This window comes from Georgenia thermotolerans (assembly GCF_009193185.1).
Taxonomy (GTDB): domain Bacteria; phylum Actinomycetota; class Actinomycetes; order Actinomycetales; family Actinomycetaceae; genus Georgenia; species Georgenia thermotolerans.
Genome location: NZ_VUKF01000040.1, coordinates 22,023 through 45,677 on the forward strand (window position 1 = coordinate 22,023; position 23,655 = coordinate 45,677).

Genomic DNA, 23,655 nt, shown 5'->3' on the forward strand with positions numbered 1-23,655 from the left:
GGCACCGCGAGAGGGCTGCCCGGCCACTCGTCGAGGTCGAGGGAGACCAGCACATGAGCACACGCAGATCGCGCCGACGGCAGGGCCTTGCGGCCGCCGCTGTCGCCGTCCCGCTCTCCTTGGCGCTGGCCGGCGGGGCGTTCGCGGCGCCGCCGGACCATTCCAGCGCCGGTGGCAACCCGCCGGCGCACTCGCAGGCCGGGGGCAGGAACGCCCCGGACGTCGAGGCGCGCGTCAAGCCGATCATCAAGAAGGGGCAGCGGGAGTTCCGCGACCTCAACGCCAACGGCACGATCGACACCTACGAGGACTGGACCAAGCCGACCGACAAGCGGGTCGCCGACCTCGTCTCGCGCATGACGCTGGAGGAGAAGGCCGGCCTCATGCTCATCGACACGCTCAACGCCGAGTGCGACCAGGCGACGCAGACCCGTGGCGTGCCCGGTCCCAACGCGGCGAAGTTCATCGACGACCAGTACATGCACCGCTTCATCTTCCGGAACACCGTCACCAGCGCCGACAAGGCGGTGTGCGGGAAGCCGGGCAGCGGCTTCGGCGCGACGACGTCGGTGACGCCGTCCGAGGCGGCGACGTTCATGAACACGATCCAGGAGATGAGCGAGGGCACCCGCCTCGGCATCCCGGTGCTGTACAAGTCCAACGCCCGCAATCACATCGACCCCGACGCCCGGGCCGGGATCAACGAGTCCGCCGGCGCGATGAGCGCCTTCCCCAAGGAGGCCGGCATCGCCGCCGCCGCGCTCGGCGAGGAGGCGCGCACGACCGGAGCGGACCCCACCACGGGCGACATGTCCGTCGTCGAGGACTTCGCCGAGGTCATGGGCGACGAGTGGTCCTCCATCGGACTGCGCGGCATGTACGGCTACATGGCCGACCTGTCGACCGAGCCGCGGTGGTACCGCACCCACGAGACCTTCACCGAGGACGCGGACCTCAACGCCAACATCATGAAGACGCTGGTCGGCACCCTGCAGGGCCCGATCGACGCGCACGGCGTCTCGCTGAGCCCCGACAGCGACGTCGCCCTGACGATGAAGCACTTCCCGGGCGGCGGCCCGCAGGAGCTTGGCCTCGACCCGCACTACTCGTTCGGCAAGACCCAGGTGTACCCGGGCGGCGCGTTCGGTGAGCACCTCAAGCCGTTCGAGGCCGCCATCGACGCCGGGGTGTCGGCGATCATGCCCTACTACGGCGCGCCGATCGACCTGACCTACGACGGCGTCACCTACGACAACACCGGCATGGCCTTCTCCAACCAGATCGTCAACGACCTGCTGCGCGACAAGCTCGGCTTCCAGGGGTACGTCAACTCCGACACCGGCATCATCACCGACCGCGCCTGGGGCCTGGAGACCAACACGGTGCCCGAGCGGGTCGCGGCCGCCATCAACAGCGGCACCGACACCCTCTCCGGCTTCAACGACGTCCAGACGATCATCGACCTCGTCGAGTCGGACAAGGTGAGCGAGGAGCGCGTCACGCTCGCCGCCGAGCGGCTGCTCACCCCGATGTTCCAGATGGGCCTGTTCGAGAACCCGTACGTCGACCCGGCTGTGGCCGACGCGACCGTGGGCAGCGCCGAGCACCGCGAGGTCGGCCTGGACGTCCAGCGCAAGTCCGCCGTGCTGCTGCAGAACAACACCACCGAGGACGGCGACACGGCCCTGCCGCTGACGAAGGGCTCGACGGTCTACATCCTGGGCGACTTCAACGAGGCCGCCGTGGCCGCCGAGGGCTTCACCGTCATCAACGGCAACAAGCTCGTCGACGGCAAGCGGCCCAGCGCCGCGGACGCCGACTACGCGATCATCAACGTCACGGCGAAGAACACGAACACGAACACCTTCGACAGCCGCGCCGCGGCCGCCGACCCCGGCACGCCGGTCAACCCGATCGTCATGCCCGGCACCGCCGCCCTCGACGGGCAGCACAAGTTCGGCGCCGAGGACGTCTGCGTCTCCTACGACACCGGCGCGCCGTGCACGGACAACGGGCTGCGCTTCGGCGGCTCCGTGCCGTGGGAGTCCAGCATCCTCGACTTCTCGGGGATGGAGCAGTCCCAGTCCTGGCAGGTCGTGCCGGCGCTGAGCGACGTCCAGCAGGTCATGAACGAGGTGGGCGCGGAGAACACCGTCCTCCACGTCTACTTCCGTCAGCCCTTCGTCCTCGACGAGGCGAGCGGCCTGCGCGACGCCGGAGCCATCGTGGCCGGCTTCGGCATCAGCGACACCGCGCTCATGGACGTCCTCTCGGGCGACTTCACGCCCCAGGGCAAGATGCCCTTCGCCCTGGCGGGCACCCGCGCGGCCGTCGAGCAGCAGTACAGCGACCTGCCCGGGTACAAGGAGACGGACGACGGCGAGCTGTTCCCGTTCGGGTTCGGCCTCACCTATGAGGACTGACATGTCCGTCGACTGAACCGGCTTCACGTCCAGCGGCCCGACGCCGCCTCGGCGGGCCCTCACCTCCGGGTGGGGGCCCGCCTCGCTGCGCTGTCGCGGGCTTGGGGGGCCGCCTCGCTGCGCTGTCGCGGGCTTTCCGGTGATGAAATGCGCCATCGGCACATGCGCTAGCGGTGCGCGACGTGGGGGCGCGCTGGTCGGCCGGCGGTCCGCCAGGGCGCGCGTGCTGGCGGATCGCCTACCCTGCCTGCGTGACCTCCCCCCTCGCAGTAGCAGTGATCGGCGCCCACGGACGGATGGGCCAGGCGGTGTGCGACGCCGTGGAGGGCGCGGACGACCTCACTCTCGTCGCCCAGCTCGGCGCCGACGACAGCATCGACGCGCTCGCGGGCAGCGGCGCCACGGTGGCCGTGGAGTTCACGGTGCCGAGCGCGACCGAGGAGAACGTCCACGCCCTCATCGACGCCGGGCTCAGCGTCGTCGTCGGCACCACCGGGTGGGCCGACGAGTCGCTCGACCGCGTGCGCCGCCACCTCGAGGAGCGCAACGCCGGGAGCGACGACGGGGACGCCCTCGGGGTCCTCATCGCCCCGAACTTCGCCCTGTCCGCGGTGCTCGCCATGACGTTCGCGAAGCAGGCCGCCCGCTTCTTCGAGTCGGCCGAGGTGGTCGAGCTGCACCACCCCAACAAGGTCGACGCCCCCTCGGGCACGGCGCTGACCACCGCTCGCCACATCGCCGAGGCCCGGGCCGCGGCCGGGCTCGGCGCGATGCCGGACGCCACCCAGACCCAGGTCGACGGCGCGCGCGGCGCGGTGGTCGACGGCGTGCACGTCCACGCGGTCCGGCTGCGCGGCCTCGTGGCGCACGAGGAGATCCTGCTGGGCAACCCCGGCGAGCAGCTGACCATCCGCACGGACTCCTTCGACCGGTCCAGCTTCATGCCCGGCGTGCTCCTCGCCGTGCGCGAGGTCGTGCGCCGGCCGGGACTGACGTTCGGGCTCGACCAGGTCCTCGACCTCGGCTGAGGTTCGGCGGCGCGGTGCCGACGTCACGGGCACTATCTGGCGCGCGCCTGTGCCGGGGCGGTGGCAGGCGGTCAGCACGGTCGGGGCGATGACGCGTTACCTCAGAAGGGCGGCGGGTCCTCGGGCGGTGGTGGTGCGGCCCCGGGTGGCTTGTTGACCTTCCGCCGGTAGGTGTGACCGGTCGGCGCGGTCCAGATGCTGTCGCCGGTGGCGGGGTCGCGGTGGGTGTGCCAGGCCTTGATGGTCTTGGCGCCGTGGTGGGAGCGGCAGCGGGAGTAGAGGGTGTCCAGGCGGGTCTGGACCTCGGTGGCGGTCTTGGCGGGGTCGTACTCGGGGGTGTGGTCGAGGTCGCAGCGCCAGGCCGGGACGCGGCAGCCGACGAAGGTGCAGGTGACGTCGCGGGCGAGGACGGTCTGGGCCAGGACCGCCCCGGGGCGGTAGGCCTTGGTGCCCAGGGCGACGACCTCGCCGGTGGTGGCGTCGGTGATCAGGGCCTGCCAGGTGGCATCCTGAGCGATCTCGCGGGCGAGGTCGGCGGGGATAGGACCGTAGCCGGCGAGCAGGCCGGGGGCCTCGTCCAGGCCGAGGAGGGTGCCCGCGCCGATCGTGACCTGCAGGTGGGGGCGGCGGCGCGCCAGGATGGGCAGATCGGCGCCGTCGAGGTCCATGCCGCGGTCGAGCAGGGTGCGGAACAGGTCGCGGAAGGCGTCGGCGCGACGCTGGTCGGCGCTGCGGGTGTCGCCAGGAGTCTGGGCGGCGGCGGCGAGGTGCTCGAGGTAGATGCGGGTGGCCTCGGCGTCGTCGCAGCGCAGCAGGGCCGAGACCCACGACATGCCGTCGTAGGCGGGCTCGACGGTGACCGTGCGCTCGGCGTAGGCGGTGGTGTGGCGCTTGGCGGCGTGGTCGGGGTCGTGGGCCAGGGCCGCCCGGCGCATCCGGTCGCGCAGCTGGGGGCCGGTGAGTGTGGCGGCGGAAGGCAGCAGGCGGCCGTGGAGGGCGCGAAGCTTCTTGGCGGGCAGGCCGTAGATGGGGTCGAGGAGGATCTTGGACTTGGCGGTGTCGATCTCGCCCCGGCTGAGGGCATCGGCGACCTCGGGGTAGTCGTCGAGCTGCATGGCGTAGCCGACCTTGGCCTCGGCGCCGTAGCGAGTGATGCCCAGGCGGGCCTGGATCTCGAAGGCGGCGAGGACCTCGGGGTGGGGACCGGGCTTGGGGGCCGGCGTGCGGCGGGCGAGGAGCTCGGTGGTCAGGCGGGCCTGGGCGGCGGTGGCCCAGGCGATGAGGCGTTCGTAGCCGGCGATCGACTCGACCACGGTGGCGTCGTCGAGGCCGGCGGGGGACAGCGCGGCGAGGCGGCGGGCCAGGGCGGGGCCGGGCGCGGTGAGCTCGAGATCGCGGGCCGGGCCCGGGTTGAGGCCGAACCGGCTCTGCCCGCCGTCGGGGTCGCCGTCGGGATCGGGCTGTCTGTCCGCAGGGTCGTCGTTGACCATGCCCACACGCTATGACCGACCACTGACATCACCTGTCGGTCATGTGAACAGGGTCGGTCGGGTGTGGACAAAGGGGAGACAGACCGGCGCGGCCAAGCGGGTCGGAGAGGAGTCTTGACGGTCCGGGCGGCGCCGCGACGGTACCTGAGAGGCGCGCGGGCGGCCCGGACGGCAGCGCTTGAGGGCAGCTGAGAGGTGCTCCGGCGGGTGGGGCCGACGTCCGCGTCGCCGCGGCTCAGAGCTCGGCGTACCAGCAGATCTCGGTGACCGGCGTGCCGGCCACGTCCAGCGTGCGTCGGACGCCGGCGGGCGCGAAGCCGGCCTGGCTGAGGAATCGCGTGCGCGACTCGTCGTCCTGCACGGCCCATGCCTGCACGCGGGTCGCGCCCTGCTCGCGCAGCAGGTCGACGCACGCGGCGAGGAGCCGGGAGCCGTGCCCGCGGCGCGCGTGGGCGGCGGGGACCTCCAGGGCGAGGATCTCCCCGACGGCCCGGGCGGGTCCGGGGGAGGGCGCCGTGGCGGGGTGCCCCTCGTCGTCGTCGCCGGGGCCGGCCTCGACGTCGACCGGGGTCTCCGCCGGTGCGAACGCCGCGAAACCGACCACCTGGGCGCCGGCGCACGCCGTGAGGACGCGGTGCCGGGGCGACGGCGGGGCGCTGATGGCTGCGCGCCAGGCGGCGCCGAGCGCGGCGGCGTCGATGGAGCCACCGACCGCCGGGTCCAGCTCGCCCACGGCCGCCGTCAGCGTCGCCCGCAGGGTCCGCGCGTGGATGTCGCCCAGCGCCTCGGCGTCCTCGGGGAGTGCCGGCCGGACGGAGTGGTCGGCGGTGGGCCGGTGCGGGTCGGCGTGGGCGTGACCGGCATGGGGATCGTGCGCCGGCGCGCCGGCACCGCCGGACTGTGCCAGGAGGCGGCCGAGCAGGTCGTCTTGGGCGTCGTCGGCGGAAGTCACCGCCCCAGGCTAGCGGCCGGTCGGGCGGCCGAGAGCGAGCGGGGCTGGCTCGCGTGGGGGAGCGAGCGAGATTGGCTTCCGGGGGAGCGAGCGGGCTGGCTCGCGTGGGGCAGCGAGCGAGGCCGGCCCGGATGCGCGGGAAGCCTCGAGCAGACCACCACCATGTGGGATGACGGTCTCCCGGCGGGCCGCGCGAGCGTTACGGTTCGTGCATGACCGAGCAGACCGCCCCCCGCCTCCCGTCGCGCACCTTCGGGTCCGTCTCGACGGCGATGGTCACGCCCTTCCACGCCGACGGCTCGATCGACATCGACTCGGCCATCAAGGTGGCGGTCCGCCTCGTCGACGACGGGTGCGACGCCCTCGTGCTCAACGGCACCACCGGTGAGTCGCCCACCACGCACCAGCCGGAGAAGGACGACCTCGTGCGCGCCGTCGTCGACGCGGTGGGGGACCGCGCCATGATCATCGGCGGTGCCGGGTCCAACGACACCGCGCACGCGATCCGCATCGCCCAGGGCGCCGAGCGCTCCGGGGCCCGCGGCGTGCTCGTCGTGTCCCCGTACTACAACCGGCCCTCCCAGGAGGGCGTGTACCGGCACATCAAGGCGGTCGCCGACGCCGTCGACCTGCCGGTGATCCTCTACGACATCCCCGGCCGCACCGGGGTCGCCATCGGCGACGACACCCTCGACCGGCTCGCCGAGCACCCGCGCATCCTCGGCGTCAAGGACGCCACCGGCAACGTGCCGGCCGGCTTCGAGCGGATGGCCCGCACCGGGCTGGAGTACTACTCCGGCGACGACGGGCTGAACTTCGACTGGCTGGCGCACGGCGCCTCCGGCGTCGTCTCGGTGGTGGGGCACGTGGCGGCCGGCGCCTACGCGGAGATGGTCCGCGAGGTCGACGCCGGCGACCTGCCCGGCGCCCGGGACGTCGCCGCCCGCATGCGCCCGCTCGTCGCGGCGATCATGGGCGGCGGCCAGGGCGCCGTCATGGCCAAGGCCGCGGTCTACCTCCAGGGCCTGATCGAGAGCCCCGCCGTGCGCCTGCCGCTCGTCGAGGCGTCCCCGGCCGAGATGGCCGCGCTCGAGCAGACCCTGCGCCAGCACGCCCTCATCCCGGCCTGACCGGCCCCGCGGGCGCGCCCCGGCGGCGCCGGGGCGGGCCGCGACCGGGTGGTGACGCTGGTCACCACCGTGCCCGGGCGCGGGCCCCGCGGGCCCGCCCGCGTCCCGGCCTGGCAGGATGGGCCCGTGAGTCACCCGCATCCTGAGCTGTCAGCACCCGGTCCCATCCCGCAGCGCGGCCTGCGCGTCGTCCCGCTCGGCGGCCTCGGCGAGGTCGGGCGCAACATGACGGTCTTCGAGGTGAACGGCAAGCTGCTCATCGTCGACTGCGGCGTGCTCTTCCCCGAGGACAACCAGCCCGGCGTGGACCTCATCCTCCCCGACTTCGACTACATCGCGGACCGGCTGGACGACGTCGAGGCGATCGTCCTCACCCACGGCCACGAGGACCACATCGGCGGCGTGCCGTACCTGCTGCGGCTGCGGCGCGACATCCCGCTCATCGGCTCCCAGCTCACCCTCGCGTTCATCGAGGCCAAGCTCAAGGAGCACCGCATCTCCCCGGTCACCCTCGCCGTGCGGGAGGGCCAGCGCGAGCAGATCGGCCCGTTCGGCCTCGAGTTCGTCGCCGTCAACCACTCCATCCCCGACGCGCTCGCGGTGATGATCCGCACCTCGGCCGGCAACGTGCTCCACACCGGCGACTTCAAGATGGACCAGCTGCCCCTCGACGGCCGGATCACCGACCTGCGCGCCTTCGCCCGCCTGGGCGAGGAGGGCGTGGACCTGTTCATGACGGACTCCACCAACGCCGAGGTCCCCGGCTTCACCGCCCACGAGCGCAACATCGGCCAGGTTCTCGACAACGTCTTCGGGCAGGCCGAGGGGCAGATCGTCGTGGCGAGCTTCGCCTCCCACGTCCACCGCGTCCAGCAGGTGCTCGACGCCGCCGCCCTGCACGACCGCAAGGTCGCCCTGGTGGGCCGGTCCATGGTCCGCAACATGACCATCGCGGCCGAGCTCGGCTACCTCAAGGTGCCGCCGGGCACCCTCATCGACGTCAAGAAGGTCGACGACTACCGCGCCGACGAGACCGTGCTCATGTGCACCGGCTCCCAGGGCGAGCCCATGGCGGTGCTGAGCCGGATCGCCAACCGCGACCACCCCCGCATCTCCGTGGGCCCCGGCGACACGGTGGTCTTCGCCAGCTCCCTCATCCCGGGCAACGAGAACTCGGTCTTCCGGCTCATCAACGGCCTCATGCGGCTGGGCGCCAAGGTGGTGCACCAAGGCAACGCCAAGGTGCACGTCTCCGGCCACGCCAGCGCCGGCGAGCTGCTCTACTGCTACAACATCGTCCGGCCGAAGAACGTCATGCCGGTGCACGGCGAGATCCGCCACCTCGTGGCCAACGGCGCCCTCGCCGTCTCCACCGGGGTGCCGGCCGAGCGGGTGGTGCTGGCGGAGGACGGCGTCGTCGTCGACCTCGTCGACGGCAAGGCCCGCATCGCCGGCGCCGTGCCGTGCGGGTACGTCTACGTCGACGGCTCCTCGGTCGGCGAGATCACCGACGCCGAGCTCAAGGACCGCCGGATCCTCGGCGAGGAGGGGTTCATCTCCATCTTCGCCGTGGTGGACACCTCCACCGGCCAGGTGCTGACCGGGCCGCACATCCAGGCCCGCGGCATGGCCGAGGACGACTCGGTCTTCGACGCGATCCTGCCCGACGTGACCAGCGCGCTCAACGAGGTGGTGGGCCGCGGCAACGCCGACACCCACCAGATGCAGCAGGCCATGCGCCGCGTGGTGGGCCGGTGGGCGGCGAAGCGGCTGCGGCGCAGCCCGATGATCATCCCCACGGTCGTCGAGGCCTAGTGCCGTGACCACCTACCAGGCGCCGCCGTCCGGGCGCCTCGTCGTCCATCGCCCCCGGGGCGGGTGGCGGGACCTGCTCCGCGCCTACGTGGTGGAGGTCGACGGCGTCGAGCGCGGCAAGGTCCGCCGCGGCGAGCGCCTCGAGCTCGAGGTCCCGGCGGGGGACCGCCGCGTCCGCGCGCGCATCGACTGGACCGGCAGCCCCGAGCTGCCCGTGCGGGTGCCCGCGGGCGGCGCCGTGGAGGTCGAGGTGACGCCCGGCGGGAACGCGTTCCAGGTGCACCACGTCGCGACGGAGCAGTCCTACCTCGCGCTGCGCGAGGTCCGGTAGCCCGGCTCCGCCCGACGACGGGCCGTCCCCGCCGTCGCCGCTCGGCGGCCGGCCGGCCCGCCGCACCTCGACGTCGCGGCGCCCGCCGCGGCCCCGCTTGACCTCGCCACCAGCGCTCTCGCTCTAGCATGCGCGTGTGACGAACGACTGGCGGGCCGCGGCCGAGGCGGCCGCCGCGCAGCTGCGCGACCGGCTCGGGCTCGACGACGTGGCCGCCGGCGTGGTCCTCGGCTCCGGCTGGGGCCCGCTCACCGCGGGCTGGGGCGCGCCCGTGGCCGCGGTGCCGACGGCGCAGGTGGCGCACTTCCGCGCCCCGGTCGCCCCCGGCCACGACGGCCGCATCCTCCGCTTCGACCTGCCCGGTCCCGACGGCGAGGCGCGCCCGGTGGTCGCGCTGGCCGGCCGGACGCACCTGTACGAGGGGCACGGGCCGGGCGCCGTCGCCCACGGCGTGCGCACCCTGGCCGCCCTCGGCGCCGGCACGGTGGTGCTCACCAACGCCAACGGCTCGCTGCGCCCCGAGTGGCCGCTGGGCCGCGTCGTCGCGCTGACCGACCACCTCAACCTCACCGGCGTCTCGCCGCTCGAGGGCGCCAGCTTCGTCGACCTCACCGCCGCCTACGACCCCGACCTGCGCGCGGGACTCCTGGCCGCCGCCGCGGAGGACGGCGTCGAGCTGGCCACCGGCGTCTACGCCATGCTCGCCGGCCCGCACTACGAGACCGCCGCCGAGGCCGGCATGGTGCGGGCGCTGGGCGCCGACGTCCTCGGCATGTCCACCGTGCTGGAGGCCATCGCCGCCCGCGAGGCCGGCCTGCGGGTCCTCGCGCTGTCCACGGTGACGGCGCACGAGGCCTCCGGCGAGCAGATCGACCCCGACGAGGTCGTCGCCGTCGCGGAGGCCGCCGCGGGGCGCCTGTCGCCGGCCGTGCGCCGCGTCCTCGCCGGCCTTCCCCCCTCCCACCCCCACGTCCCGGCCCCCTCCGTCGCCGGGAGCAAGGAGACGACGTCGTGACCGACCGGACGCTCAGCCAGGAGGGCCCGAGCTCGGCCTTCACCATCGAGGCCACCGGCATCGAGGTGATCGCCGACGCGGACCGCAAGGGCCGCCCCGCCTCCCTCTTCTGGCCCTGGTTCGCCGCGAACATCTCGGTGTTCGGCATCAGCTACGGCTCGTGGATCCTCGACTTCGGCATCTCCTTCGCCCAGGCGACCCTGGTCGCCGTCGTCGGCACGGTGCTGTCCTTCCTCCTCGTCGGGATCATCGCGCTCGCCGGCAAGCGCGGCTCCGCCCCGACCCTGACCCTGTCCCGGGCGGCGTTCGGCGTGCGCGGCAACCTCCTGCCCGGCGTCGTGTCGTACCTGCTGCTCGTGGGCTGGGAGATCGTGCTCGTCGCCCTCGCCACGCTCGCCACCGACACCGTCATCCAGCAGCTGGGCTGGTCCGGCGGGAACACCGCCCGGATCATCGCCTTCCTCGTGGTCATCGCGATCGTCGTCGGCGCCGGGATCCTCGGCTTCGACATGATCATGCGGGTCCAGACGGTCCTGACGATCGTCCTGGGCGTAGTCACCCTGGGCTACATCGCCCTGACCGTCGACCAGATCGACCTCGCCGCCCTGGGGCAGCTGCCCGCCGGGTCGTGGGAGGCGGTGCTCGGCGCGCTCATGCTCGTCATGACGGCGCTGGGGCTGGGCTGGGTCAACGCCGCGGCCGACTACTCGCGCTACCTGCCCCGGGCGGCCTCCTCCGGCGGCGTCGTCTTCTGGACGACGTTCGGCGCCTCCCTGGCGCCGGTCGTCCTCATCGTCTACGGCCTCCTGCTGGTCGGGTCCAACCCCGACCTCTCGGCGGGCATCTCCAGCGACCCGATCGGCACGCTCGCCACGCTCCTGCCCACCTGGTACCTCGTCCCGTTCGTCCTGGTGGCCGTCGGCGGGCTGGTCTCCGGTGCCGTGCTGGACATCTACTCCTCCGGCCTGACGCTCCTCGCCGTCGGCGTGCGGGTGCCGCGGTGGGTCGCCGCGGCCATCGACGGGCTGCTCATGGTGGTCGGCACGATCGTCATCGTGTGGTTCGCCGCGGACTTCTTCGGCCCCTTCCAGGGCTTCCTCATCACCCTCGGCGTCCCGATCGCGGCGTGGGCCGGCATCTTCATCGGCGACCTGCTGCTGCGCCGCCGCGACTACGACACCTTCTCCCTGTTCGACGCCCGCGGCGTCTACGGGGCGGTGAACTGGCTCAACGTCGTCGGCATGCTCGCGCTCACCGCCATCGGCTGGGGGCTGGTGACCAACGGCGTCCAGGGGCTGACCTGGCAGGGCTACCTCTTCGGCCCGCTCGGCCTCGACGTCGACACCTGGGGCTTCTCCGGGGTCGGCGTGGCCGTCGCGCTGTTCGGCGGGCTGGTTGTCGGGCTGGCGAACGCCGGGCGCATCCGCCGCCAGGAGGCGGCCACGGTCACGGCGCCCGAGCCGGCGGTCGTGGCGGGCGAGTGAGCGCCCCGACCACCCGCGACCGCGCCCGCGGCGCCCTGTGGGGGCTGGCCGTCGGCGACGCCCTCGGCATGCCGGCCGAGGGGCTGCCCCGCGCGCTCGTGGCCCAGCGGTACGGGCTCATCGACCGGTTCCACCCCGGGCACGCCGAGGACAACGAGATCGCCGGTGACCTGCCCGCCGGGCACGTCACCGACGACACCGACCAGGCCGTCATCGTCGGCCGTCTCCTGGTCGACGGCGCGGGCCGGGTGGACGCCACCGAGCTGGCCGAGCGGCTGCTCGCCTGGCAGGAGCGCATGCGCGCGGCGGGCGCGGCCAGCCTGCTGGGCCCGTCGACGCTGCGGGCGCTGCAGCACATCCGCACCCACGGGCCCTCGCCGACCTCGGGACGCTGGGGCGACACCAACGGCGCCGCCATGCGCATCGCCCCGGTCGGCGTCGCCACGGCGGCCCGCCCGCTGCAGGTGCTCGTCGACCGCGTCGTCGCCGTGAGCGAGCCGACCCACAACACCCACGTGGCCCTCGCCGGCGCCGCCGCCGTGGCCGCCGCCGTCGCCGTGGCGGTGGACGGCGCCGGCCTGCCCGAGGCGCTCGACGCGGCCACCGCCGCCGCCCGGTCGGGCGCCACCCGCGGGTTCTACACCGCGGCGCCCTCGCTCGCCGGCCGGCTCGAGTGCGCCGTGCGCCTCACCCTCGAGGCCGCCGAGGCGGCGTCCGGGGCCGGTGAGGCGGAGCAGGTCGAGGCCGGCTCGCGCGTCATCGACGAGGTCGTGGGCACCTCGCTGATCACCCAGGAGTCCGTGCCCGCCGCCTTCGCCGTGCTCGCGCTGGCCGACGCCGTGCGCCCCGGCGGGGCCGCCGACCCGTGGTGGGTGTGCCGCATCGCCGCGAGCCTGGGCGGGGACTGCGACACCATCGCGGCGATGGCCGGGGCGGTGGCCGGCGCCCTGGGCGGGCGGCAGGCCCTGCCTGCCGAGGCGGTGGACACCGTGGCACGGCGCAACCCGACCCTCGACCTGGACACCCTCGCCGAGGACCTGCTGGAGCTGCGGAGGTGAGCCCGGCGGACGAGGCGGTGAGCCCGGCGGACGAGGCGGTGGGCCCGGCGGGCGACCCGCCGGGTGCCGCGCCGGCGCCGCGGCTGGTCTCCACCGGCTCGGTCGTGGTGGACCTGCCGCTGCTGGTGCCCGGTCTGCCCGCCCGCGGCGGCGACGTGCTGGCGACGACGGCCGGCCCGGCGCCGGGCGGGGGGTTCAACGTCGTCGCCGCCGCGGCGCGGCAGGGCGCCCGGGTGGCCGTGGCCAGCCCGGTGGGCACCGGCCCGAACGGCGACCTCGTGCGCGCCGCGCTGCGTGCGGAGGGCGTGGAGGTGCTCACCGCACCGGCGCCGGGGGACACCGGCGTCGTCGTCGCCCTCGTCGAGCCCGACGGCGAGCGCACCTTCGTCACGACCATCGGCGCCGAGGGGCGGCCCCGGGCCGCGGAGCTCGGCGCCGTGGCGCCGCGCCCCGGCGACCTCGTCTACGTCTCGGGATACGACCTCGTCTACCCCGACGCCGCGCCCGTCGTGGGCCCGTGGGCGGCCGCGCTGCCCGCCGGGGTGCGGCTGCTGCTCGACCCCAGCCCGCTGGCGGGCCTGATCCCGGCCGAGGTGCTCGACCCCGTGCTGGCGCGCTGCGACGTGCTCACCGTCAACGCCCAGGAGGCGGCGCACCTGGCCGGCAGCGAACCGGGGCGGGAGGACGGCAGGACCGGTCTGTGCTCGCGCGTGCCCGCCAGGTGCGCGGTGCTCGTGCGGCTGGGCGTGGCCGGGTGCTGGGTGCGCGAGCCCGGCGGCGGGGGCAGCCTCGTGCCCTCCCGGCCCGTGCGCCCGGTGGACACCACCGGGGCCGGCGACGTGCACACCGGGGTCCTCGCCGCCGGCCTCCTCGCCGGCACGCCGCTGCTGGAGGCGGTGCGCCGCGCCAACGCCGCCGCCGCGATCGCCGTCACCCGCGTCGGGGGCGGGGCGGCGCCGACCCGCGCCGAGCTCGAGGCGGTGCTCGGGGCACGTGATGCGGGCCGCCGGCGGCGGTCGGGCACGTGATGCGGGGCACCCGCGGCGCGGCGCGGGTGTGACCAGCCGCCCCGGACGCTAGGTTGGGCTGGTCATGGCTACCCGTACGCCTTCCCCCGGACGGTCGGCCTCGACGGCACGTGGGTCATCCGCGCGCAGTACTCGCGGAAGCAAGGCCCGCGGCCGCGGGCGCTCGACGGCTTCGTCGCGCCCCCAGCAGGTCCCCCTGCTGCTCCGGCCCTTCCGCTTCATCTGGATGGGAGGAGCACACGTGGTGGCAGGCACCGCCCGCAAGGTCGGGTCCGGCACGAAGGACCTCGACCCCGCCCTGCGCCGGGACGGGCTGGCGTTCCTGCTCCTCGCGCTGGCCATCGTCATCGCGCTGCGCGAGTGGTTCGGGCTCTCCGGCATCGCCGGCGACGTCATCCACCACGTGGCCGCCGGGGTGGTCGGGGTGCTCGGCGTCCTGCTGCCGCTCGTCCTCGTGGCCATGGCGGTGCGCCTCATGCGCCACCCCGAGCGCACCCAGGCCAACGTCCGGGTGACCATCGGGATCGTCGCCCTCACCGCCGCCGTCTGCGGCCTGGTCCACATCGGCGCGGACCTGCCGCGCCCCACCGACTCCTTCGCCGCGGTCGAGTCCGCCGGCGGGCTGCTGGGCTGGGCGGTCGGCACCCCCCTCACGGTGCTGCTCTCGGCCTGGGGAGCCGTGCCGATCCTCGTGCTGCTGGCCGTGTTCGGGGTCCTCGTGGTCACCGCCACCCCGGTCGCCGCGGTCCCCGCGAAGCTCTCCGCCGCGGGCGCGTGGCTCCTCGGCCGCGGGCCCGAGGCCACCCCCGACGACGCGACGACGGAGGTCGTCGCCGCCGACGGGACGCACCGGCCCCCCGCGCCGCGCCGGCGCCGGAAGAAGGCGGCCGACGTCCCCGAGGTGGTGCCGGGGGACTATACCGGCGACGAGGCCTTCGCCCAGCCGCACGACCTGGCTCCCGCCGACGAGGCGGCGACGGCGGCGCTCAGCGCCGCGCGCAAGGGCCGAGGCCGCAAGAAGTCCGCGGAGACGGCGCCCACCGCCGACACCGCCGGCGACGGCGGCCACGCGGAGGAGACCCCCGAGCGCGAGCTGCAGGCGCCGCCCACGCAGGCGCTGCCCGCCCGGGCCGAGCAGCTCCAGCTCGCCCCGGACGTCATCTACACGCTGCCCGCGGACGACATGCTCATCAAGGGCGCCCCGCACAAGGTGCGCTCGGCCGCCAACGACCGGGTGGTCGAGGCGCTGACGCAGGTGCTCTCGGAGTTCAACGTCGACGCCAAGGTCACCGGGTTCTCCCGCGGCCCGACGGTGACCCGCTACGAGCTCGAGCTCGGCCCCGGCGTCAAGGTCGAGCGCATCACCGCGCTGAGCAAGAACATCGCCTACGCCGTCGCCAGCGCCGACGTGCGCATCCTCTCGCCGATCCCGGGCAAGTCCGCGATCGGCGTGGAGATCCCCAACACCGACCGCGAGACCGTCGCCCTGGGCGACGTGCTGCGCTCCTCGGTGGCCCGGCGCAGCGAGCACCCGCTCGTCGTCGGCGTCGGCAAGGACGTCGAGGGGGGCTACGTCGTCGCCAACCTCGCCAAGACGCCGCACCTGCTGGTGGCCGGCGCCACCGGCGCCGGCAAGTCGAGCTTCGTGAACTCGATGATCACCTCGATCATGATGCGCGCCACCCCCGAGGAGGTGCGCATGGTGCTGGTCGACCCCAAGCGGGTGGAACTGACGATCTACGAGGGCATCCCGCACCTCATCACCCCGATCATCACCAACCCGAAGAAGGCCGCCGAGGCGCTGGAGTGGGTCGTGCGGGAGATGGACGCCCGCTACGACGACCTGTCCAACTACGGGTTCAAGCACATCGACGACTTCAACGCCGGGGTGCGCGCCGGGAAGGTCCAGCCGCTGCCGGGCAGCGAGCGGAAGATCGCCCCCTACCCGTACCTGCTGGTCATCGTCGACGAGCTGGCCGACCTCATGATGGTCGCCCCGCGCGACGTCGAGGCCTCCATCCAGCGCATCACCCAGCTGGCGCGCGCGGCGGGCATCCACCTGGTCCTGGCCACCCAGCGACCCTCGGTCGACGTCGTCACCGGCCTCATCAAGGCCAACGTGCCCTCGCGGCTGGCGTTCGCGACGTCGTCGCTGGCCGACTCCCGCGTGGTCCTCGACCAGCCCGGCGCCGAGAAGCTCATCGGCCAGGGCGACGCGCTGTTCTTGCCCATGGGATCGGCCAAGCCGATGCGCGTGCAGGGCGCGTGGGTCACCGAGTCCGAGATCCACGCCGTCGTCGACCACGTCAAGGCCCAGCTGCAGCCCACCTACCGCGAGGACGTCATCGCGCCGGTGGTCAAGAAGCAGGTCGACGAGGACATCGGCGACGACCTCGACCTGCTCCTGCAGGCCGCCGAGCTGGTGGTCACCACGCAGTTCGGCTCGACGTCGATGCTCCAGCGCAAGCTGCGCGTCGGCTTCGCCAAGGCCGGCCGGCTCATGGACCTGCTCGAGTCCCGCGAGATCGTCGGCCCCTCGGAGGGGTCGAAGGCCCGCGAGGTGCTCGTCCAGCCCGACGACCTGCCCGCCACGCTGGCGATGCTGCGCGGGGAGGACCCGCCGCCGGTGGAGGACGACGGCGCCGGGCCCTACGACCGCGAGGCCGACGAGCCGCAGGACCGCTACGCCGACGGGATCGAGGGGCACGCCCCGCCGGTCGCCGAGAGCTGGGACGACGAGGACGACGACGGCGGCGAGGACGCCTGGCAGCTCACCGGCCGCTGACCCCGCAGCGACCAGAACGCCATTCCGGCTGTGACCGGAATGGCGTTCTGGCTGTCCGGACGGGTGTGGCTCCTGGCGGCGGCGCCGCCGCGCGGGCCCTACGCTGGGCGGGTGACGACGAACCCCCAGACGGTGCCCACCGGCGCCGGTGAGCCCGCCGACGTGCCGCTGTGGAACATCGCCAACGTGCTGACGATGCTGCGCATCGCCATGGTGCCGCTGTTCGCGGTCCTGCTGCTGCAGGGCACCACCACCACCCGGGTGTGGGCGGCCGTCGTCTTCGCCCTCGCCGCCGCGACCGACAAGCTCGACGGCCACCTGGCCCGCAGCCGCGGCCTGGTGACGAACTTCGGCAAGCTCGCCGACCCCATCGCGGACAAGGCCCTCGTCCTCACCGCCCTGGTGCTGCTCTCGCTCGACGGGTCGCTGCCCTGGTGGGTCACGATCGTCATCATCGTGCGCGAGCTGGGCATCACGGTGCTGCGGTTCTTCATGAAGCGGCGCGCCGTCATGGCCGCCTCCAAGGGCGGCAAGCTCAAGACCACCCTCCAGGTGGCCTTCATCGTGCTGCTCCTCGTGCCGTGGGCGGAGCTCGTGCCCACCGGTGTCGCCGACGTCATCAACGTCGTCACCCAGGTCCTCGTCTACCTCACCGTCGCGGTCACGGTGATCACCGGCCTCGACTACGTCGCGCAGGCCGCGCGCATCGCCCGCGCCGGGGACGGCACGGGCACCAGCACCAGCGCCGGCGCCGGCGCCGGGCGGTGACGGTCGAGCGCGTCGTCGCCGGGCTGCTGGGCCGGGGCGCGACGCTCGCCGTCGCCGAGTCCCTCACCGGCGGGCAGGTCAGCGCGACCCTGGTCACCGTCCCCGGGGTCTCGGCGGTGCTGCGCGGCGCCGTCGTCGCCTACGCCACCGACCTCAAGGCCGAGCTGCTCGACGTCGACGCCGATCTGCTCGCCGCGCACGGCCCGGTGCGCCCCGAGGTCGCGCTGCAGATGGCCCGCGGCGCCGCCCGCCGGCTGGGCGCGACGCACGGGATCGGCACGACCGGCGTGGCCGGCCCCGGGCCGGCCGACGGGCGCCCGGCCGGGACCGTCTATGTCGCGGCGTGCGGCCCGGGCACGGCGCGGGTGCGCGGCCTGGCGCTGGCCGGGCCCCGCGCGGCCGTCCGGGCCGCCGCGACCGGCGCCGCCCTGGCGCTGCTCGGCTCCGTCGTCGACGACGGGTAGCGGGCGCCGTCGCGGGGAACAAGCCGGGCCGACGCGCCGTTGGTACAGGTGATGACAACCAGCAAGTACGTGTACCGTGCCACCACCACACACGGCACGACTCCCACGCGACCCCAGGGCCGCCGGGACGCACGACCGGGCAAGCGCCCCGCCGCTCCGGCAGGGTACGGTAGGACCACATCGCCCAGCAGGGCAGGGGAGGAGGGCCGCACCATGATCTTGCTTCGCCGCGAGATCGGGGACGTGCTCCGTGACGCCCGTCAGCGTCAGGGCCGGACCCTGCGTGAGGTCTCCTCGGCCGCGCGTGTGTCCCTCGGCTACCTCAGCGAGGTCGAACGCGGTCAGAAGGAGGCCTCGTCCGAGCTGCTCGCCTCCATCTGCGAGGCGCTCAACGTGCCCATGAGCTTCGTACTGCGCGCCGTGTCCGACCGCGTCGCCGTCGAAGAGGGCGTCCATGTCCCCGACACCGTTCCCGACGAGCTGGTGCGCCGCGAGAGCCTGCTCACCCCGGTGGGGTGAGATCGGCGCCCAGCCGCCACGACGCCGCGAGGCCCGGACCGCACGGTCCGGGCCTCGCGCCATGCCCGGGCCCGTTCACCCCCGGCGCTGGCACGACGGGCAGTAGTACACCGACCGTTGCCTGGGCGGCGTGCCGGCCTTGCCCCGGGCGATCGGGGTGCCGCACCGCGGGCACGGGCGCCGCTCCCGGCCGTGGACGTTGGTGCTCCGGCGCGGGTCGCCGGTCGCCGTGGGCAGCCGGGCGTCGGCGGAGCGGCGCATGAGCCGGCGCCCGGTCGTCACGAGCTCGCGGGCGACGGCGTCGAGGGAGCCCGCCGGCGTCCACGGCCACACCCGGTGGGTCCACAGCGTCTCCGCCATGTAGATCGTGCCCAGGCCGGCGACCACGGTCTGGTCGAGCAGCACCTCGGCGATGCCGCGCTCGTCCTGGGCGAGGATCCGTGCGGCCGCGGCGTCGGCGTCCAGCTCCGGGGCGAGCAGGTCCGGGCCGAGGTGCCCGACGAGCCGGGCCTCCTCGGCCGTGGGCACGAGGTCGACCATCCCGAGGTTGATGCCCAGGCAAGTCCATCGCGCGGTGCCCAGCACGGCGCGCACGTAGGGGTTGCGGTCCGCCCGGCTGGCCCCGCTGGCGAGGTCGCCGGTGCGCACGAGGCGCCAGACGCCCTCCATGCGCAGGTGGGTGTGCAGCGTGCGGCCGTCGTCCAGGCGCGTCAGCAGGTGCTTGCCGCGGGTGGCGTTCTCGACCACGCCGACGCCGGCCAGGTCGACGGCGCCCAGGTCCGCCCAGCGCAGCTCCCCGCGGGTGAGCACCTGCCCCGCCAGCGCGGCGTCGAGGCGGCGCGCCACCCGCACGACGATGTCGCCCTCAGGCACCGGGCACCTCGTTCCCCGGCTCGGGCTCGTGGGGCCCGGTGGCCGCGTCCATGCTTCCCGGTTGCTCGGGTGCCCGCGCCCGCGCCCGCTCCGCCCGCTCCTGGCGCCAGGCGGGCAGGTACAGCGGCGCCGCCAGGGCGAGCACGACCGCCCCCAGGCACACCGCGACGGCCACCGAGGCGGTGTCGGCCAGCGCGGTGAGCGCGACGGCGCCCAGGGCGCCGGCGGGCTGGGCCACCATGGAGTTCAGCGACACGACGGTGGCCCGGCGGGGGCCGTCGACCTGTCGGTGCAGCAGGGCCATGTGCGCGGGGTTGGCCGCGCCGTGGACGACGTAGCACGCCAGGTAGGCCGTCACGACGCCGACGACGCCGCCGAACAGGCCGATGCCCACGACCGTGGCGGCCTGCAGCAGGCGCGTGAGCGCGGCGAACCGGGCGAGCCCGAGCCGGCTGCCCACCAGCGGCACGAGCGCCGCCCCGGCCGCGGAGGCGAGCCAGGCGGCCGAGCTCGCGGGGCCCACGAGCGCCGCGGCGGCGTCGGGGTCGCCGAGGATCTCCAGGAGCCGCACCGGGGTGAGCTGCTCGAAGGCCACCATCCCGAACCCCCAGGACAGCTCCACGGCGACCAGCGCGAGCAGCACCCGGTTGCGGCGCAGGAGGCCCACGCCGTCGGCGATCGCCCGGGGCGTCCCGGCGGCCGCGCGCCACGCCGCCCGCGCGCCGCCGGCGCGGCGGGGCTCGACCATGAGCGCGGCGATGGCGGCCAGGCCGGCCACCTGCAGCACGAGGGCCGCGGCCACCGGGGTGGCCAGCGCGTCCAGGCCGGGGACCGGGGCCCAGGCGACGAGGCCGCCGCCGGCCAGGGCGCCGCCGGCGATGGCGACCCCGAGCACCGCCGAGTGCGCGCTGAGCCCCCGCTCGATGGCCGCGCGGGGGTCGGCGGCGAGCGCGGCGTCGACGTACCACGCCTCCAGCGGCCCGCTGTCGAGGGCACGGAAGACCCCCTTGAGCGCGTAGACGACCGCGAACGCCGCGAGGCTGTCCGCGGCGAGGTACAGGGCCATCGCCCCGACGCCGACGACGGCGGCGAGGAGCAGGACCGCCCGGCGCCCGAGCGTGTCGGCCAGGCCGCCGGTGGGCAGCTCCAGGGCCAGCACGACCAGCCCCTGCAGGGCCGTCGCCAGGCCCACCTCGGCGAGGGTGAGGCCGCGGTCGAGGGGCAGGAGCACCACCACCGGGATGACCAGGCCCACGGGCAGCCACCGCAGGGCGGTGAGGACCAGGAACCGGCGCCGGGCCGACGACGCCGTCAACGCCACGCCGGCCGTGCTCACGGCTCGCCGCCGGGCACCCGCGGGAAGCCATGGAGGACGACGAGCACGGGGCGGGGCTCGTCGTCGGCCGCGGGCGGCGGCGCGGTGCGGTAGCGCTCGACGACGGCGGTGAGGTCGGCCAGCAGTGCCGCGAGCTGGTCCGCGGTGAGCTCGAGGGCGAAGTCGGAGCTGCCCGCGGCGTCGCGCCAGGCGAGAGGGTAGTCGTCCTCGTGGGCGAGCCAGGCCTGCGCCCAGGCCTGGTACTGGCGCTGGTACTCCGCGCGCAGCCAGGCCTGCGCGGCGCGGGCGTCGGGGGAGTCCTCGACGTCGCCGGCCGTGAAGCCGTGGCTCTCGTGCGCGGCGCGCCACCGGCGCTCGCGCCCGGTGCCGCCGTCGGCGTCGGTGACCAGGCCGACCTCGGCCAGCCGGCGCAGGTGGTAGCTCGTGGCGCCGCTGTTCGTGCCCAGCGCGCGCGCGAGCGTGGTCGCGGTGGCGGGCCCGTCGAGGCGCAGCGCGCTGAGGAGCCGGGTGCGCAGCGGGTGCGCGAGGACCTTCACGGCCCGCGCATCGAGGCGGACGCCGCCCGGGAGGGTGTCCATGGGAGTGCACAGTACGTGTGCACACTTTCTGTGTAAAGAGGTGGGCCGCGGGCACGCCCCCCTGCAACGTGCCCGCGGCCCCCCGGGTCAGCCGGCGAGCAGCTCGCCGCGCGCGTGCAGGTCGCCCTGCGGGTGCGGCTTGCCGGACTTGCCGGCGCTGCGCTTGCCGTTGATGTCGGAGGTGTCCTGGGCGAGGGTGATGGTGGCGTGGGCGATGGCGTCGCTCATGATGTCCAGCGCCGTGCGGTTGACGTTGGCGAGGTCGTCGGCGGCGGTGTGGTAGTTCGGGTCGTAGGTGATCCCGGCCGTGCCGCCGAACATCTCCGCCTCCCGCGCGGTCTTGACGCCGTCGGCGCCGGTGAACAGGCCCGACGCCGGGATGCCGTTCTCGATGAAGGCCTGGTAGTCCGAGCGGCCGGAGAACTCCGTGTCGACCCACGCCTGCCGGGTGCGGTCGAAGTAGTCGGTGAAGACCGCCTCGGTCTGCGCCGAGCCCGCGGGGATGGTGACGCCGTCGGGCGCCGGGTGGGTGGACTCGTTGGCGTCGTAGACGCCGATGACGTAGTTGGGCGAGGCCACCATGTCGAAGTTGAGGTAGGTGGTGATCCTGGCCTTCTCCTGCTTGCTCAGGCTGTCGACGTACGCCCAGGAGCCGAGCAGGCCGTTCTCCTCGGCGCCCCACCAGGCGAAGCGCACCTTGTTGTTGAGCTTGTTGACCTCGGCGAGCTGGATGGCGGTCTCGAGGATGGCGGCCGAGCCGCTGCCGTTGTCGTTGATCCCCGGCCCGTCGGTGACCGAGTCGAGGTGGGCGCCGAGCATGACGACGTTGTCCGCCCGGCCCGTACGGGTCTCGGCGATGAGGTTGAAGGTGCTCGACGGGTAGGCGACGGCCTCCACGCTGAGGTCGACGGCGGCCGGTCCGGCCGCCGTGTGGGCGAGCAGCTCGCGGCCGAGGTCCTGGGTGATGCCGAAGCCGGGCACGTGGTCGGGGTGGAGCCCGCCGTAGGTGCCGTTGAGCGGACCGGGGGCGTTGTTGTAGATGATCACGGCGTCGGCCCCGACGGCGCCGGCGGCCAGCGCCTTCTCGCTGAAGGTGCACGAGCCCCGGCTCACCAGGGCGACCTTGCCCGTGAGGTCGGCGCCCGCGTACGCGGCGGCGGTGCACCCGAGCGGGTCGGCGGGGGCGGCCAGCTCCCCGGCGGCGCTGCCGCCCGGGGAGTACTCCATCGGCACGCCCTCGAGCGTCCGCGTGCTGGGGCTCGTCTGCTGCAGCGAGCTGGCGCCGAGCTCCCAGTAGTCGAAGGGGAACTCCTGCCGCTCGACCTCGTAGCCGGCGGCCTCGAGCTGGGCCTGGACGTAGTCGGCGGAGGCCGCGTAGCCCGCGGTGCCGGAGGCGCGGCTGCCGTGCTCGTCGGCGATGGCCTGGAAGGCCTCGAGGTGCTCGAGCACGCCGTCGACGGTGACGGCCTGGGTGAGCTTGGCGGAGTTGTTCGGGTTGCCCTTCGCCAGCGCCGGGGCGGCGGCGCCCGCGGAGAGGACGAGGGTGGCGGCGGCGAGGGCGGCGACGCGTCTGGGATGGTGCACGTGATCCTCCTGTCGTCGGTGGCCTTGGAGGGGCCGGGAGCGGCTGCGCGGTTGCGCAGGCCACGGATCCCGACGTTCTCGGCTCCGTCATATCTGGGTCAAGGGGGAGAACAGGCCACGTCAGCAACCTGCCAACGGGCGGCGGGTGGCGGGGTGGTGCCGGCCGCGCGGCGGGCGGCGTCGTGCCGGGTGCCGGCCGGGCCCGGTCCCTACCATGGAGCCAACTGACCCAGGCACCGGGAGGACGCCATGTCCCAGGCTGGTCCACCGGAGGGGGCGGGGCGGGCGGTGCTGCCCGTGGTGACCCTCTTCGAGTCGTACGGGTCCGGCGCCGGCTACGTCGGCCCCCGCGTGGCGCAGGCCCTCGGCCTGCCCTTCCACCAGCAGGCGTTCAGCTCGGAGGAGATCGAGGCGGCGGAGAGCCACCGGGAGCACGAGGGGCTCCTCGCCCGCGTGTTCGGTGCCGTGGGTACCTCCTACGGCGGGCTCGACGTCGGCGACGTCACCGCCGCCCAGCGCGACAAGTACGAGCTGACGATGGAGAACACCCGCGTCGTGCTCGAGGAGGCCGACCAGGGCGGGGTGATCATGGGCCGCAACGGCGCCTTCATCCTGCGCGACCGCCCGGCCACGCTGCACGTCCGGCTCGACGGGCCGCTCGAGCAGCGGGTGGCCCGCGCCGCCCGCGACGCCGGCATCGACGTCGAGCGGGCCCGCAAGCGGCAGAAGCGCGAGGACCAGGTGCGCGCGGACATGTCCCTCGACCTCTACGGCTGGGACCCGCGCGAGGTCGACCACTACGACCTGGTCCTCAACACCGGGCTGCTCGACCTCGACACCTGCGTGGCGATCGTCGTCGCCGCCGCGCGCCTCAAGGCCGCCGGGCCCGGTGCGGCCGGGGGCTGAGCGCCCGGGGGCGGGCGCTCAGCGGTGCCCCGCGCCCGGGCGCAGGCGCAGGCCGCGCGGGGTCGGGCCGAACCCGGCGGCGTCCAGC

The 23,655-nt window shown here is 74.7% G+C and carries 20 protein-coding genes; 14 read left to right on the forward strand and 6 right to left on the reverse strand.

Annotation, left to right across the window (positions count from 1 at the left end; genetic code table 11):
* The first annotated feature begins 53 nt into the window (after nt 1-53).
* Nucleotides 54-2,423: a glycoside hydrolase family 3 protein gene (locus GD970_RS16600; RefSeq protein ID WP_152204022.1), complete on the forward strand. Its 2,370-nt coding sequence runs from the start codon at nt 54-56 to the stop codon at nt 2,421-2,423.
* 251 nt (nt 2,424-2,674) lie between these two features.
* A complete protein-coding gene (gene dapB, locus GD970_RS16605) occupies nt 2,675-3,451 on the forward strand; it encodes a 4-hydroxy-tetrahydrodipicolinate reductase (RefSeq protein WP_152204023.1) in 777 nt (258 codons plus the stop codon).
* 101 nt (nt 3,452-3,552) lie between these two features.
* Here dapB and GD970_RS16610 read toward each other — a convergent pair whose 3' ends face one another.
* Complete coding sequence (locus GD970_RS16610; RefSeq protein WP_152204024.1) at nt 3,553-4,941, reverse strand: DUF222 domain-containing protein; 1,389 nt, start codon at nt 4,939-4,941, stop codon at nt 3,553-3,555.
* A gap of 235 nt (nt 4,942-5,176) precedes the next feature.
* Nucleotides 5,177-5,893: a GNAT family N-acetyltransferase gene (locus tag GD970_RS16615; RefSeq protein ID WP_152204025.1), complete on the reverse strand. Its 717-nt coding sequence runs from the start codon at nt 5,891-5,893 to the stop codon at nt 5,177-5,179.
* A gap of 212 nt (nt 5,894-6,105) precedes the next feature.
* Between GD970_RS16615 and dapA the strand changes: the two genes are divergently transcribed.
* From dapA to GD970_RS16670, 11 genes are all read left to right on the forward strand, one after another.
* On the forward strand, nt 6,106-7,023 hold the full coding sequence (gene dapA, locus GD970_RS16620; protein WP_152204026.1) for a 4-hydroxy-tetrahydrodipicolinate synthase: 918 nt from the start codon (nt 6,106-6,108) through the stop codon (nt 7,021-7,023).
* 126 nt (nt 7,024-7,149) lie between these two features.
* On the forward strand, nt 7,150-8,838 hold the full coding sequence (locus GD970_RS16625; protein ID WP_152204027.1) for a ribonuclease J: 1,689 nt from the start codon (nt 7,150-7,152) through the stop codon (nt 8,836-8,838).
* A gap of 4 nt (nt 8,839-8,842) precedes the next feature.
* On the forward strand, nt 8,843-9,169 hold the full coding sequence (locus GD970_RS16630; protein ID WP_152204028.1) for a hypothetical protein: 327 nt from the start codon (nt 8,843-8,845) through the stop codon (nt 9,167-9,169).
* Between the two features lie 136 nt (nt 9,170-9,305).
* On the forward strand, nt 9,306-10,184 hold the full coding sequence (locus tag GD970_RS16635) for a purine-nucleoside phosphorylase (protein WP_152204029.1): 879 nt from the start codon (nt 9,306-9,308) through the stop codon (nt 10,182-10,184).
* A complete protein-coding gene (locus GD970_RS16640) occupies nt 10,181-11,668 on the forward strand; it encodes a purine-cytosine permease family protein (protein ID WP_152204030.1) in 1,488 nt (495 codons plus the stop codon). Before GD970_RS16635 ends, GD970_RS16640 begins: the two co-directional genes overlap by 4 nt.
* Nucleotides 11,665-12,726, forward strand: a complete 1,062-nt coding sequence (locus tag GD970_RS16645; protein ID WP_152204031.1) for an ADP-ribosylglycohydrolase family protein — start codon at nt 11,665-11,667, stop codon at nt 12,724-12,726. The genes GD970_RS16640 and GD970_RS16645 overlap by 4 nt, the downstream gene beginning before the upstream one ends.
* A complete protein-coding gene (locus GD970_RS16650) occupies nt 12,723-13,754 on the forward strand; it encodes a PfkB family carbohydrate kinase (protein ID WP_226925409.1) in 1,032 nt (343 codons plus the stop codon). Before GD970_RS16645 ends, GD970_RS16650 begins: the two co-directional genes overlap by 4 nt.
* A gap of 64 nt (nt 13,755-13,818) precedes the next feature.
* On the forward strand, nt 13,819-16,539 hold the full coding sequence (locus GD970_RS16655; RefSeq protein ID WP_152204032.1) for an FtsK/SpoIIIE family DNA translocase: 2,721 nt from the start codon (nt 13,819-13,821) through the stop codon (nt 16,537-16,539).
* 111 nt (nt 16,540-16,650) lie between these two features.
* Nucleotides 16,651-17,307, forward strand: coding sequence for a CDP-diacylglycerol--glycerol-3-phosphate 3-phosphatidyltransferase (gene pgsA / locus GD970_RS16660; RefSeq protein WP_226925411.1), 657 nt, complete (start codon nt 16,651-16,653; stop codon nt 17,305-17,307).
* Complete coding sequence (locus GD970_RS16665; protein ID WP_152204033.1) at nt 17,304-17,771, forward strand: CinA family protein; 468 nt, start codon at nt 17,304-17,306, stop codon at nt 17,769-17,771. The genes pgsA and GD970_RS16665 overlap by 4 nt, the downstream gene beginning before the upstream one ends.
* 213 nt (nt 17,772-17,984) lie before the next feature.
* Nucleotides 17,985-18,290, forward strand: coding sequence for a helix-turn-helix domain-containing protein (locus GD970_RS16670; RefSeq protein WP_152204034.1), 306 nt, complete (start codon nt 17,985-17,987; stop codon nt 18,288-18,290).
* A gap of 75 nt (nt 18,291-18,365) precedes the next feature.
* Here the strand turns inward: GD970_RS16670 and GD970_RS16675 are convergent, their stop codons facing one another.
* The 4 genes from GD970_RS16675 to GD970_RS16690 form a co-directional block, all read right to left on the reverse strand.
* Entirely contained in the window at nt 18,366-19,163 is a 798-nt protein-coding gene (locus GD970_RS16675; protein ID WP_152204035.1) for an Fpg/Nei family DNA glycosylase, read from the reverse strand.
* Nucleotides 19,156-20,499 carry an MFS transporter gene (locus GD970_RS16680; protein WP_211489962.1) on the reverse strand — a complete coding sequence of 448 codons (1,344 nt, stop codon included), beginning with the start codon at nt 20,497-20,499 and terminating at the stop codon, nt 19,156-19,158. The genes GD970_RS16675 and GD970_RS16680 overlap by 8 nt, the downstream gene beginning before the upstream one ends.
* Complete coding sequence (locus GD970_RS16685; protein ID WP_152204036.1) at nt 20,496-21,077, reverse strand: ArsR/SmtB family transcription factor; 582 nt, start codon at nt 21,075-21,077, stop codon at nt 20,496-20,498. Before GD970_RS16685 ends, GD970_RS16680 begins: the two co-directional genes overlap by 4 nt.
* 87 nt (nt 21,078-21,164) lie before the next feature.
* Nucleotides 21,165-22,661, reverse strand: a complete 1,497-nt coding sequence (locus GD970_RS16690) for a M28 family peptidase (RefSeq protein WP_152204037.1) — start codon at nt 22,659-22,661, stop codon at nt 21,165-21,167.
* A 249-nt stretch (nt 22,662-22,910) separates the two neighbouring features.
* Here GD970_RS16690 and GD970_RS16695 point away from each other — a divergent pair, with 249 nt between their 5' ends.
* A complete protein-coding gene (locus tag GD970_RS16695; protein ID WP_152204038.1) occupies nt 22,911-23,567 on the forward strand; it encodes a cytidylate kinase-like family protein in 657 nt (218 codons plus the stop codon).
* Nucleotides 23,568-23,655 lie beyond the last annotated feature (88 nt).

Coding starts and splice junctions, on each gene's coding strand:
- GD970_RS16685 (WP_152204036.1), bottom strand. CDS start 21,077: ATGGACACCCTCCCGGGCGGCGTCCGCCTCGATGCGCGGGCCGTGAAG.
- GD970_RS16600 (WP_152204022.1), top strand. CDS start 54: ATGAGCACACGCAGATCGCGCCGACGGCAGGGCCTTGCGGCCGCCGCT.
- dapA (WP_152204026.1), top strand. CDS start 6,106: ATGACCGAGCAGACCGCCCCCCGCCTCCCGTCGCGCACCTTCGGGTCC.
- GD970_RS16670 (WP_152204034.1), top strand. CDS start 17,985: ATGATCTTGCTTCGCCGCGAGATCGGGGACGTGCTCCGTGACGCCCGT.
- GD970_RS16655 (WP_152204032.1), top strand. CDS start 13,819: ATGGCTACCCGTACGCCTTCCCCCGGACGGTCGGCCTCGACGGCACGT.
- GD970_RS16610 (WP_152204024.1), bottom strand. CDS start 4,941: ATGGTCAACGACGACCCTGCGGACAGACAGCCCGATCCCGACGGCGAC.
- GD970_RS16695 (WP_152204038.1), top strand. CDS start 22,911: ATGTCCCAGGCTGGTCCACCGGAGGGGGCGGGGCGGGCGGTGCTGCCC.